This is a genomic window from Mesorhizobium sp. B2-4-18 (genome assembly GCF_006441385.1).
Taxonomy (GTDB): domain Bacteria; phylum Pseudomonadota; class Alphaproteobacteria; order Rhizobiales; family Rhizobiaceae; genus Mesorhizobium; species Mesorhizobium australicum.
The window spans coordinates 373988-386477 of record NZ_VFUW01000003.1 but is presented as its reverse complement, the minus strand read 5'-3'; the positions used below and the strand labels follow the sequence as shown (position 1 = coordinate 386477).

Annotated in this window: 13 protein-coding genes; 12 read left to right on the top strand and 1 reads right to left on the bottom strand. The window is 64.3% G+C overall.

Features of this window, described 5'->3' with window-relative positions:
* Positions 1-55: 55 nt before the first annotated feature.
* The 8 genes from FJ527_RS09010 to FJ527_RS08975 all read left to right on the top strand — a co-directional run bounded on the left by FJ527_RS09010 (position 56) and on the right by FJ527_RS08975 (position 7272).
* Positions 56-919: an ABC transporter permease gene (locus tag FJ527_RS09010; RefSeq protein ID WP_140822757.1), complete on the top strand. Its 864-nt coding sequence runs from the start codon at positions 56-58 to the stop codon at positions 917-919.
* Positions 919-1731: an ABC transporter permease gene (locus FJ527_RS09005; RefSeq protein WP_140822755.1), complete on the top strand. Its 813-nt coding sequence runs from the start codon at positions 919-921 to the stop codon at positions 1729-1731. Before FJ527_RS09010 ends, FJ527_RS09005 begins: the two co-directional genes overlap by 1 nt.
* Before the next feature lie 10 nt (positions 1732-1741).
* Positions 1742-2503 (top strand): glucose 1-dehydrogenase, encoded by a 762-nt coding sequence (locus FJ527_RS09000; RefSeq protein WP_140822753.1) that lies wholly within the window; start codon positions 1742-1744, stop codon positions 2501-2503.
* A 285-nt stretch (positions 2504-2788) separates the two neighbouring features.
* Entirely contained in the window at positions 2789-3487 is a 699-nt protein-coding gene (locus FJ527_RS08995) for a hypothetical protein (RefSeq protein ID WP_246677698.1), read from the top strand.
* 283 nt (positions 3488-3770) lie between these two features.
* Positions 3771-4025, top strand: coding sequence for a serine hydrolase (locus FJ527_RS08990; protein ID WP_246677697.1), 255 nt, complete (start codon positions 3771-3773; stop codon positions 4023-4025).
* A gap of 336 nt (positions 4026-4361) precedes the next feature.
* On the top strand, positions 4362-4595 hold the full coding sequence (locus FJ527_RS08985; RefSeq protein ID WP_041163291.1) for a hypothetical protein: 234 nt from the start codon (positions 4362-4364) through the stop codon (positions 4593-4595).
* 5 nt (positions 4596-4600) lie between these two features.
* Entirely contained in the window at positions 4601-5971 is a 1371-nt protein-coding gene (locus FJ527_RS08980; RefSeq protein WP_140823078.1) for a glutamine synthetase family protein, read from the top strand.
* 2 nt (positions 5972-5973) lie between these two features.
* Positions 5974-7272, top strand: coding sequence for an FAD-binding oxidoreductase (locus tag FJ527_RS08975; protein WP_181166312.1), 1299 nt, complete (start codon positions 5974-5976; stop codon positions 7270-7272).
* 54 nt (positions 7273-7326) lie between these two features.
* Here the strand turns inward: FJ527_RS08975 and FJ527_RS08970 are convergent, their stop codons facing one another.
* The gene (locus tag FJ527_RS08970; protein ID WP_140822749.1) at positions 7327-8097 is read right to left on the bottom strand and encodes an IclR family transcriptional regulator C-terminal domain-containing protein; all 771 of its coding nucleotides are present in this window, start codon (positions 8095-8097) and stop codon (positions 7327-7329) included.
* Positions 8098-8218: 121 nt separating this feature from the next.
* Here FJ527_RS08970 and FJ527_RS08965 point away from each other — a divergent pair, with 121 nt between their 5' ends.
* The 4 genes from FJ527_RS08965 (at position 8219) to FJ527_RS08950 (ending at position 12265) form a co-directional block, all read left to right on the top strand.
* Complete coding sequence (locus FJ527_RS08965) at positions 8219-9076, top strand: CoA transferase subunit A (RefSeq protein WP_140719808.1); 858 nt, start codon at positions 8219-8221, stop codon at positions 9074-9076.
* A complete protein-coding gene (locus tag FJ527_RS08960) occupies positions 9073-9873 on the top strand; it encodes a CoA-transferase subunit beta (RefSeq protein ID WP_140822746.1) in 801 nt (266 codons plus the stop codon). Before FJ527_RS08965 ends, FJ527_RS08960 begins: the two co-directional genes overlap by 4 nt.
* A 1-nt stretch (position 9874) precedes the next feature.
* A complete protein-coding gene (gene pcaF, locus FJ527_RS08955; protein ID WP_140822745.1) occupies positions 9875-11080 on the top strand; it encodes a 3-oxoadipyl-CoA thiolase in 1206 nt (401 codons plus the stop codon).
* Positions 11081-11233: 153 nt separating this feature from the next.
* Complete coding sequence (locus tag FJ527_RS08950) at positions 11234-12265, top strand: BMP family protein (RefSeq protein WP_140662476.1); 1032 nt, start codon at positions 11234-11236, stop codon at positions 12263-12265.
* The last annotated feature ends 225 nt before the right edge of the window (positions 12266-12490 follow it).

The window sequence follows — 12490 nt, the reverse complement described above, 5'->3', positions numbered from 1 at the left end:
TGGATAAAGACAATCGACCGGCGGGCCCATGCCCGCCGGCACCGGGGCGGTTTCGATGCACGGCAACAGATTTCGGCGTAATTTCCTGACCGCCTTGCTGCTCGCGCCGGCGACGGCATGGCTGGTGGTGTTCCTGGTGCTGCCATTCATCGCCATCGCCGTGTTCAGCGTCGGCGAGCGGGCGCCGGAGGGCGGCTACCAGGCAGCCTTCACGCTGGCGCAATATGCCAATCTCCCGGCACGGGCGACCGCGTTCTGGAACACGATGGTGCTGGCGCCAGTGGGCGCGCTCGCCTGCCTGCTTGTCGCCTATCCGGTCGCCTATTACCTCGCCTTGCAGGCGCCGCAGCGCTGGCGGCTGATCCTGCTCGCGCTGGTCGTCATTCCGTTCTGGACCAGCCTTCTGATGCGGACCTATGCGTGGATGTACATTCTGGGTGGACGCGGCATCCCTGCGCTGCTCGCCTTTGCCGGCATCGAGGATGTCAGGTTGATCAACACGCCGGGCGCGGTCCTGCTCGGCATCGTCTACGGCTATCTGCCGCTGATGATCCTGCCGATCTATGTCAGCCTCGAACGGCTCGACCGAAGGCTGCTGGAGGCCTCCGCCGATCTCGGCGCGAGGCCGTTGTCGACCTTTCTCGGCGTGACCCTGAAGCTGTCGCTGCCGGGCGTGATGACCGGCTTCTCGCTGGTCATGATCCTGCTGCTCGGCGAATACCTGATCCCGACGCTGCTTGGCGGCGGCAAGGTGTTCTTCATCGGCAACGCGCTGGTCGACCTCTTCCTGCAGTCGCGCAACTGGCCGTTCGGGTCGGCCATCGCGATCACGCTGGTGCTGGTCTCGGTGGTGGTGCTGATTATCGCCAACCGCATTTCGAACCGCGTTGCGGGCGCTCGCCGGGTGGACCTCATCTGATGCGCGCCTTCGTCATTGTCGTCTTTGCGTTCCTCTATCTGCCGATCGTGCTGGTCGTGCTGTTTTCCTTCAACGCCGGCCACCACGCCAGCGAGTTCACCGGTTTCTCGGTGCAGTGGTATGGCAAGGCCCTGTCCAACCCGTTCCTGGTCGAGGCGCTGAAGAACAGCCTGTTCATCGCCAGCACCAGCGCCCTGCTGGCGGCGGTGTTCGGCACCGCGGCGGCGCTTGGCCTGGCGCGTGTCGGCGCCAGAACCCGCGCCGTCTTCGACGGCCTGCTTGGCGCGGCGATCGTCGTTCCGGGCGTCGTCATCGGCATCTCGACGCTGGTCGCGCTCGTTCAGCTGTTCGCGGTCGTCAATCCGTTCCTCGCCTCGGTCTGGCCGGGCGACCAGCCGCCGCGCCTGTCGCTCGGCTACGGCTCGATCATCGCCGCGCATGGCCTGTTCTCGATGGCGCTGGTAACGACGATCGTCGGCACGCGGCTCGGCAGCCTCGATCGTAATCTGGTCGAGGCCTCCAGCGATCTATACGCCACGCCGTTGACGACCTTCCGCTCGATCGTCCTGCCGCAGATCATGCCGGCGGTGGTCGCCGGTTTCCTGCTCGCTTTCACCTTCTCCTTCGACGACTTCATCGTCGCCTTCTTCGTCGCCGGCGCGCAGACGACGCTGCCGATCTATGTCTTTGCCTCTATCCGGCGCGGCGTAACGCCGGAGATCAACGCCATCGCGACGATCGTGCTCGTCGCCTCCGTCCTGCTCGTGGTGCTTGCCCAATGGCAACTGCGCCAGCGCAAGCCGTCAAACTGAAAGCCGCTCCATGATCCTCAAAAACCGTATCGCCGTGGTGACAGGCGCCGGCTCCGGCATCGGACGTGCCGGCGCCATGATCATGGCCAGGGAAGGCGCGGTGGTCGTCATCGCCGACAGGGACGGGGCCGCCGGCGAGGCAACGGCCGCGGATATCCGGGCGGCGGGCGGCCGGGCCGAGGCGATCGCGACCGACGTCTCGAACGACAATGCGATCGACCAGCTCATCGTCGGCACGCTCGACAGACATCAGCGCATCGACATCCTGCATAATCATGCCGGCATCCAGGTCGGCGGCACGCTGACCGAGGTCGAGACCGCCGGCATGGACGCCTCCTGGCGGGTCAATGTGCGGGCGCAATTCCTCGCGGCGAGGATCGTCATGCCGTCGATGATCGCGCAAGGCGGTGGCGTCATCCTCAACACGGCTTCGAATTCGGGTGTGTTCTACGACCGCGAGATGATCGCCTATGCGACGTCGAAACACGCCGTGGTGGCGATGACCAGACAGATGTCGCTCGACTATGCCCGGCACAATGTGCGCGTCAACGCGCTCTGCCCGGGCTGGGTCGACACCCCATTCAACGAGCCGTTCATCGCCCAGATGGGCGGACGCGAGGCGATCGAAACCTATGTCCGCACCAAGATCCCGATGGGGCGCTGGGCGGTGGCCGAAGAGATCGCCGAGGCGATCCTGTTCCTGGTCTCGGACCGTTCATCCTTCATGACCGGGCAAGCGCTGGTGATCGATGGCGGCGAGAGCATCGGCTGACGCTGCTTTCATCGATCGACCTTTCCCAGTTCAGCCCCGCTTTTTCTGTCGTTTCGCGGGATGCCGGACGGCACAAGACCATGGTCTGGCGGGCATGGGACTTCAGTGCCAAGCCAGGTCAAAGCGGTATATTTCCTTGTCTTTTCAAGTGGTTGTTGATCCGACGCAGCGCGCGCTCTCGGATTGAGACCGCATTTGTCTAAAGTTTACCGGGTATGATTAGCGATTTCTCATACGCAGGTGGTTCAGCGGTGGGTGAGTGCGGCGATTCCCGAGGAGATTAGCATGACAAACCGGAAAACACTGTTCGCGGCCGTGGCCGCATTGGCGCTTCTGGCGTCTCCGGCGCTCGCCGGCAATGGGCATGGCAATGGCGGCGGCAATGCTGGAGGCAATGGCGGCGGCAACGGCAATGGCGGCGGCAATGGCGGCACCCATGGGAATGGCAACGGCAACAGCGGTGCTTCGCACGGCAAGTCGTCGGCACCGGGACGGGCAGCCAAGACGGACACGGACACAACGGCCGACGCCACGGTCGATACGAACACAAAGGTCTCGTCCGTGCCCAAGGAGAAGAATATCCACGCCAAGCTTGGCCGGCTGAACTCGCTGCAGCGCAACGTCAACGCCTATATGAACTCCAAGAGCAAGAAGTTCGCCGCCGTTCAGGCATTCGTGACGCAGTCCGCGAAAGCCAAGAACGCGCAGACCGCGGCTGCGGCGGCCGCTGCCACAGCTGCCGCGGCCCAGGCTCAACTGGATACGCTGAATTCGCAGTTGAGCGCACTGACGTCGCTGTCTCAGGCCGAAATCGACGCCATGACAGCCGAACAGCAGGCGGCCCTGCCCGGCCAGATATCGGCGCTGCAGGCTGACATCACTGCCCAGCAGGCGGTGGTCGACGCCGACAATACTGCGGCCGATGAGGCTGCGGCCGCGGCTGCGGCGGCGGCACCGATGATGCATCGCTCGATGCGGCGCTGACCGACATGGCCAACAAGCCGGTCGACGCCGAGGTCACGGCCTGGGCCCAAGGTGTTCTTGCCGGCAAGATCGACCAGACGGCGGCCAAGCTTCAGGCGGGAACGACGCCGTAGCGGTTCGTCGCTGAAAAGGCCCGTAGTCACCAGAGGAGATGCCGCTGGGCTTGGCCTGGCGGCATCGTTTTCCTCCTGGAGCCGTTCCCGTTCAACGACAACGCAGAACCGCTTCTCGCTTCGACCTGATTGTCGGCGAAAAAAGCCGAGCGCGGCTTGTCGACTGGCTGGTGGCCAACAAGACCGGTGGTGAGCGCATCAGGGCGGGCCTGCCGAGAGGCTTGAAATGCGGCGACAAGACCGGGACCGGCGAGCGCGGCAGTACCAATGATGCCGCCGTCATCTGGCCGGCCTCGGGCAATCCGGTTCTGATGTCGATCTATCTGACCGGCACCGAGCAGAGCCTGAACGGCGCGGCTCTGCCGCGCCGCCGGTTTCACACACATCCAGCCGTTCCGGGTCGTGCATCAACGTCTTCCGGCTGAAGCAATCGTTGCGCGAGCACCTCAATACACTCGACCATCTCGACAACCGGCGATATGAAATGGGTGCCGATCTGTTCGCATCCCCTGCGCCTCTCCCGCAGCCAGGGACCGCAGGCGGCCAGGCAAGGAGCCGCACTGTTCGGCGTGATCAGCCGGCCGGATTGAAGAGGATGAATTGACGCGTAAAGCCAGCCCGACCATCGCGCTGTTTTCCAAGGCGGGCTCTGGCGCCGCGCTGAACTGCATCGGCATCGCCCAGGCCTTGCGCGCCCGGGGCGCCCAGCCTTCATCCACCACGGCGGCAATAAAAGCTTTTGCGAGGCGCTGCGCTTCGGCGTGCCGTCGCTGATCATGCTCTATTGCTGGGACGACAATGCGCAACGCGCCGGAGAGACCGGCGATCATATCGGCCGCGACGGCTGGACCGAAGGGGGATTGAAGAGAGCCATTCTCGGCCTGCTGGCCGATGACGCCACGCCCGCCCGCCTCAGGGACAATTCAGCCGAGATGGCGCTGAAATCCGGAACGGACGTGGCCGCGCAAGCCATTCTCTCCCCGATACGGACATGAACGAAATGCTTGATAAGAACACGAATACCGCAATCAACGACCCCAAGGCCTGGCTCACGCAGCACGGCATCACCGAGGTCGAGTGCCTGGTGCCCGACATGAACGGCGTGTTGCGCGGCAAGGCGCTGCCGACCGCCAAACTCCTCAAGGCGCTGGAAGACCGCGCGCTCTACCTGCCGAGCAGCGCCTTCCTGGTCAGCATCGACGGTCGCTATTCCGGCTCTATCGACGAGGGTTTTGCTTATTCGGACCCCGACATGCGCATGGTGCCCGATGTCTCGACGCTGTGCCTGGCGCCGGGTGCGGGGGCGGGCAAGGCCTATGTCTTCGCCGACGCCTTCCACATGGACGGCAGGCCATGGATGGCCTCGCCACGCCATGTGCTGCGCGCCGTGCTCGATCTCTATCGCCAGCGCGGCTGGGGCGCGGTGGTGGCGCCGGAACTTGAATTCTATCTGACCGCACCGAATCCTGATCCGGACAAGCCCCTCACCGCCCCGGTCGGCGCCAATGGCCGCGCCGAGGGTGTGCAGCATCCCTATGACATGGCCGCGCTGGAAGAATTCGAGCCGGTGATCCGGCGCATCTACGACTATTCAGCGGCGGCCGGTCTGCCGCTCGATACGCTGATCCATGAATCGGGCACGGCGCAGCTGGAAATCAACCTGCTGCATGGTGACGCCCTGCCGCTGGCCGACCAGGTGCTTTTGTTCAAGCGGTTTACGCGCCAGGCCGCGCAGCAATGCGGCATGCATGCGACCTTCATGGCCAAGCCGATCGCGGCCCAGGCCGGCAACTCGATGCATCTGCACATGTCGGTCGTCGACGAGGCCGGCAATGCGCTTTTCGCCAGCCGCGACGATGCCGACACCGGGATGTTCGGCCACTTCATCGGCGGCTTGCAGAAATACGTTCCGGAAATCATGCCGCTGTTCGCGCCAAACGTGAACTCTTTCCGCCGCATAAGGCCCAACCACAGCGCACCCGCCAATATCGAGTGGTCGCATGACAACCGCTCCTGCGGCCTCCGCGTGCCGGCGGGGGGACGCGCAGCGCGGCGGGTGGAGAACCGGCTGCCTGGGGCGGATTGCAATCCCTATCTGGCGATCGCCGGGTCGCTGCTTGCCGGCTATCTGGGCGTCGAGCAGAAATTGGCGCGCTCGGCCGAGGCGTCGGGCAATGCCTACAAGATCAGGAGCACGCTGCCTAAGACCATGGAGGAGGCGCTGGATCGTTTCGAGGCTTGTGCCCCGGTGCGAGAGCTGCTCGGCGAGGACTTCTTCCAGACCTATCTGCGCGTCAAGAGCGTCGAACTCGACCTGTTCCAAAGCGTGGTGACGAGCTGGGAACGCGACCATCTCTTGCTGAAGGTGTGATCATGGCATCTTCAACGGGTTTCAATTCCGGTCTCGACATCGGCAAATCCTACTACGTCGCCACCGCCAATCCGGCGCCGGACCATCCAGCGCTCGTCGGCGATGCCGAAACCGACCTGGTCGTCGTCGGCGGCGGCTGCACCGGGCTGTCGGCCGCCCTTCACGCCGCCGAACGCGGGCTGAAGGTGGTGCTGCTCGAAGGCGGCAAGATCGGCTGGGGCGCATCGGGCCGAAATGGCGGCCAGATGATCCCCGGCCTGCGCAAGGGCGCCAAGGGTCTGGTCAAGCTCTACGGAGCCGAGCGGGCCAAGGTGCTGTTCGACCTCGCTTTCGAGGCGCGCGGCCTGGTGCTCGACATCATCGAACGCAATGCCATCGAGTGCGATCTCAGGCTGACCGGCCATCTGGTCGGCGCGGTCAACGGATCCGACCTCAAGGATCTGGAAGAAGAGGCCAAGTGCCTCGAGAGCGTGATGAAATTCCGCGATGTCGAGATACTCTCGGCGGCGGCGGCTCGGGCCAAGGTCGACACGCCTTATCATGGCGCCATGTATGAGCCGCTCGGCGGCCACATGCATCCGCTCAACTACACGCTTGGGCTTGCCCGCGCGGCTGTCGCGGCCGGCGTGGTCATCCACGAAAACTCTCTGGCCGTGAAGCTGGAGCGCGAACCCTCGATCCGGGTCTCGACGGCAAAGGGATCGGTGCGGGCCAGACATGTCGTGCTGGCGGGCGACGCGCTGCTCAACGGGCTGGAGCCGCGCGTCAACAGTCGCATCATGCCGGTCGGTAACTACATTGTCGCCACCGAGCCGCTGGAGGGCGCGCGCAACGTCATCCCGGCCAATGTCGCGGTGTCCGACACACGCTTCGTCGTCAACTATTACCGGATGTCCGCCGATGGACGCCTGCTGTTCGGCGGCGGCGAGCGCTACACGCCGTCACCGCCGGCCGACATTGCCGGCTTCGTGCGGCCGCACATGGAGAGCACCTTTCCGCAACTCAAGGGCTGCCGCATCGACCGTGCCTGGGGCGGGCTGGTGTCGGTAACGACGTCGCGGCTGCCGCATGTCGGGCACTATGGCGAGGTCTATTTCGCGCACGGCTATTCAGGCAAGGGCGTCATCCTGTCGACGCTCTCGGGCAAGCTTTTGGCCGAGGCGATCACCGGCGATGCCTCACGGCTCGACCTGTTCTCGACGCTGACACCAATGCCGTTCCCGGGCGGCACGGCGCTGCGCGGGCCGCTCTATGTGCTGGGCATGCTGTGGTACGCGATGCGGGACCGGATCAAGCATTGAGGGCGCTATTTAGACGCTGGCGGGCCAACGCCAGGGAAGCCTAACAGGCCTCTATCAGACGACAAAGAAATCCTCGACACGCTGTCTGGCCTCAAGCAGCGCAGGCAAGATCTCCCACTCCATATCCGCGACGGAAAACCGTGCCGACTGGGTCGAGACATTGATCGCCGCGACCGTGCGCCCAGCGCGGTCGCGGATCGGCACGGCGATGGAGCGCAGGCCGAGTTCCAGCTCTTCGTCGACGATGGCGAAGCCATCCATTCTGGCTTTGGTAATGGCCTTTGCCAGCAACGGTCTTTCAACAATTGTCTTCGGCGTTCGCCGCTCGACCGTTGCCTTACGGAAGAAGGCGTCCAATTCCGCCGGTGTCAGCCCCGCCAGCAGCATCCGCCCCATCGAGGTGCAATAAGCGGGTAGCCTGGTGCCGACATCGAGCGATACGCTCAGGATCCGCCGGCCTGGAATGCGGGCGACATAGACGACATCTTGGCCCGACAGGATCGCTGCAGAGCAGGCCTCGTTCAGTTGCGCGGCGACCGCGCGCATGATCGGCGCGGCGAAGCTCCACAGCGAGGCGCCGCCGAGCCAGGTGCGGGCAACGGTCAGCAGGCGCGGGGACAGGGAGAATAGACGCCCGGATTGCGTCGCATAGCCGGTAGCGGTGAGCGTCAGCAGGAATCGCCGGGCGCCGGCACGGGTCAGGCCGGCTTGTTCGGCCATTTCGGTCAGGGTCATGCCGGAGGGATGGCGGGCCAATATCTCCATCACGCCGAGTCCGCGCTCGAGCGAGCCGACGTGATCACGGGAAACGGTCTCGTCGTCCATCTCATCTCTCGGTCCGGGCGATCTCGCCACGATTGACACCCCGGCTCAACGGAGTTTAGAAAGTATCGCATTCAATACATATGTTCGCAATACGAACTTTTGGACTCTGGGAGTCGCCGCGATGGTCAAGTTCCTGCCGCTCAAACAGGCCGTGGCGGAGAACCTGAACGATGGCGACACCGCTGCCTTCGAAGGTTTCACCCACCTGATCCCGACGGCTGCGGCGCATGAGGCGATCCGCCAGGGATATCGCGACCTGACCCTGATCCGCATGACGCCGGACCTGATCTACGACCAGATGATCGGCATGGGCATGGCCCAGAAAATCGTCTTCTCCTATGTCGGCAATCCCGGTGTCGGCCTGCTGCGGCGCGCCCGCGATGCGATCGAGAACGGTTTTCCCCGCTCGATCGCGGTCGAGGAACACAGCCATGCCGGCATGGCCAATGGCTATGAGGCGGGTGCGGCCGGCCTGCCCTGCGCGGTGTTCCGCGGCTATCGCGGCACGGGGCTGGCTGATGTCAATCCGAACATCAAAGCGGTGACCTGTCCGTTCACCGGCGAGATGCTGGCGGCCGTGCCTTCCATCCGGCCCGATGTCACTTTCATCCATGCGCAGAAAGCCGACCGGAAAGGCAATGTGCTGGTCGAAGGCATCATCGGCGTCCAGAAGGAGGCGGTATTGGCGGCGAGGCGCGCGGTGGTGACGGTGGAGGAGGTGGTCGACAATTTTGACGATCTTCACCCCAATCTGACTGTGCTGCCCCGCTGGACGATCGCGGCGATCTCGGTCGTGCCCGGCGGCTCGCACCCCTCCTATGCCCATGGCTATTATGCGCGCGACAATGCCGCCTATATCGAATGGGACGAGGTCGCGGCCGACCGCGAGAAATTCCGGGCCTGGATGCAGGCAAACGTGATCGAGAAAAGTCCCGACGATTTCGCGGCCCGGGTCTCGCATCTGCGGAACGCGGCATGAGCGACAATCAGCTGGGCTTCACCCCCAACGAGATGATGACGATCGCCGCGAGCCGGGCGCTGAGGAATGACGATGTCTGCTTCGTCGGCATCGGCGCGCCGTCCGCGGCATGCAACGTCGCGCGGCTGACGCATGCGCCCGAGATCACCTTGATCTATGAGAGCGGCACGATCGGTACGGCGCCCGACGTGCTGCCGCTGTCGATCGGCGATGGCGAATTGTGCGAAACCGCCGTCACCACCGTCGCGGTGCCGGAGATGTTCCGCTACTGGCTGCAGGGCGGCCGCATTTCCATCGGGTTCCTCGGTGCGGCGCAGCTCGACAAGTTCGGCAACATCAACACCACTATGATAGGCGACTATTTCCATCCCAAGACCCGACTGCCCGGCGGCGGCGGCGCGCCGGAGATCGCGACGTCGTCGGAGGAGATCTACATCACCATGGCGCAGACCAAGCGCGGCATGGTCGAGAAGATCGACTTTGTCACCTCCTTCGGCCATGGCGAGGGCGGCGATCACCGACAGCGGTTAGGCATCGAGACCGCTGGCCCCACGCTGCTGATCACCGATCTTGCCATCTGGAAGCCCGATCCGGTGACCAAGGAATTCACGGTCGTATCGCTGCATCCCAGGGTAACCCGTCAGCAGGTGCAGGAGAGCTGTGGCTGGGTGGTTAAGTTCGCCGAGGCGCTTGACGAAACACCCGCGCCAAGCGAACTCGAACTGACGACATTGCGCGACCTGCAGGCCCGCACCAAGGCGGCGCATGAGGGAACCGGAAAAACAAAGGCTGCATAAAATGGCCGAGGCCTACATCTGCGACTACATCCGCACGCCGATCGGCCGCTTCGGCGGTTCGCTGTCTTCGGTTCGTGCCGACGATCTTGCCGCCATCCCGCTGAAGGCTTTGCTCGAGCGGAATCCCGGCATCGACTGGCAGCGGATCGACGACGTCGTCTATGGCTGCGCCAACCAGGCCGGCGAGGACAACCGCAATGTAGCGCGCATGGCGTTGCTGCTAGCTGGGCTGCCGAAGGAGATACCAGGCTCGACGGTCAATCGCTTGTGCGGCTCGGGCATGGATGCGCTGACCATCGCGGCGCGTGCCATCAAGGCCGGCGAGGCGGAACTGATGATCGCGGGTGGCGTCGAATCGATGAGCCGCGCGCCTTTCGTCATGCCCAAGGCCGACACCGCCTTCTCCCGCAATGCCGAGATCTATGACACCACCATCGGCTGGCGCTTCGTCAACCCGCTGATGAAGAAGCAATACGGCGTCGATTCGATGCCGGAGACCGGCGAGAATGTGGCGGAAGACTTCGCTGTTTCCCGCTCGGACCAGGATGCCTTTGCCGTGCGCAGCCAGGACAAGGCGGTCGCGGCACAAGCCAATGGCCGGCTGGCGAAGGAGATCACCCCGGTGACGATTCCACAGCGCAAGGGCGATGCGGTCACTATCAGCAAGGATGAACATCCTCGCGCCGGCACAACCGTCGAGGCGCTGGCCAAATTGCCGACGCCGTTCCGGCAAGGTGGCACGGTGACGGCCGGCAATGCGTCTGGCGTCAATGACGGCGCGGCGGCGCTCATTGTTGCCTCGGAAGCGGCGGTGAAGACATACGGGCTGACGCCGATCGCCCGTATTCTTGGCGGGGCCGCCGCCGGGGTCGCGCCGCGCATCATGGGCATCGGTCCGGCGCCGGCAACGCAGAAGCTCTGCGTGCGGCTTGGCCTGACGCCGCAACAATTCGATGTCATCGAACTCAACGAAGCCTTTGCCTCGCAAGGCATCGCCGTGCTGCGCCAACTCGGCATTGCCGAGGATGCGCCGCACGTGAACCCGAATGGCGGCGCCATCGCACTTGGCCATCCCCTGGGCATGTCGGGCGCGCGCATATCCGGCACGGCGGGGCTGGAGCTGCGCGAGCGCGGCGGCCGCTATGCGCTGGCCACCATGTGCATCGGCGTCGGCCAGGGCATTGCCATCGCGCTCGAACGGGCCTGAGCAATCGCTCTTCCTGGCTGGGCCAGGAGAGTGGATATGCTCGATCCTGCCAAATTTGACCATGTGGACAAAAGTCCGGACCCGTTCCATAGTTCCCCGTCTGATTTCAGGAACGGCCGGCTCGACACGGCTGTCAAACAGAGGGGCACTTCAATGGAAGACCGGAAGAACAGATCTCATTCGATGCGCGAAGGGCTGTCGCGACGCAACGTGCTGGAGCTGGGCGCGCTTGGCCTGGCCGCGACGATGCTGCCGGGTGCGGCCTTCGCGGCGGGCAAAAAACTGAAGGTGGCGGCGATCTTCGCCACGCCGATCGAGGAACCCTGGGACAACCAGATCCACGTCGCCCTGCAGAAGGCCGAGAAGGAGTTGGGCATCGAATACAAATGGTCGGAGAAGGTCCAGACCGCCGACTTCAGCCGCGTCATGCGCGAATATGCGCAGGGCGGGTACCAGCTGGTGCTGGGCGATGCCTTCGCCGCCGAGCGTGAATCGCGCCGCACGGCAAAGCAGTTCCCCAAGACAGCCTGGCTGTTCGGCTCCGGCGCCGGGCCGGCCGAGCCGAATTTCGGCGTGTTCGACAATTGGATTCACGAGCCCGCCTATCTCTCCGGCATGATCGCCGGCAAAATGTCGAAGTCGGGCACGGTCGGCGCGGTGGCGGCGATGGGCATTCCGGAAGTGAACCGGCTGGTCAACGCCTTCTTCGCCGGCGCCAAGGAGGTCAACCCGAACGTCAAGAAGAAGGTCGCCTTCATCGGTTCCTTCTTCGATCCGCCCAAGGCCAAGGAAGCCGCGGTGGCGCAGATCGATGCCGGCGTCGACGTCATCTACGCCGAACGCTTCGGCGTCATCGAGGCGGCGGTGGAAAAGAAGATCTTCGCCATCTCCAACATGTCCGACCAGTCGAGCCTTGGCCCCGATACCGTCATCACCGGTCCGGTCTGGGACATGTACCCGACGGTCGAGCAGGCGATCAAGCTGGTCAAGGCTGGGGTCTACACCGCGCAGGACTATGGCGATTTCTCGCGCATGGCCAAGGGCGGCTCGTATCTGGCGCCCTTCCACAAGTTCGACAAGACTTTGCCCGCCGAGGTCAAGGATCTGGTCGAGAAGAAGAAGGCCGAGATCCTGGAAGGCAATTTCCGCGTCGACGTCGACGAGAACACGCCGGTTTCGGATTGACGCCATGATTGAGGGGCTGGCGCGTGGCGCCCCCCTCTGGCCTGCCGGCCATCTCCCCCTCAAGGGGGGAGATCAGATGTCACTTCGGCTTTCGCCAATCGCCGACCTTGAAACATAAGCGAAGTCGGCGAAGCTGCCAATCTCCCCACTTGAGGGGGAGATGTCCGGCAGGACAGAGGGGGTACAGCGCCGCCCTCCGCAGCTAAGGCCGGATCGGAAAAATCA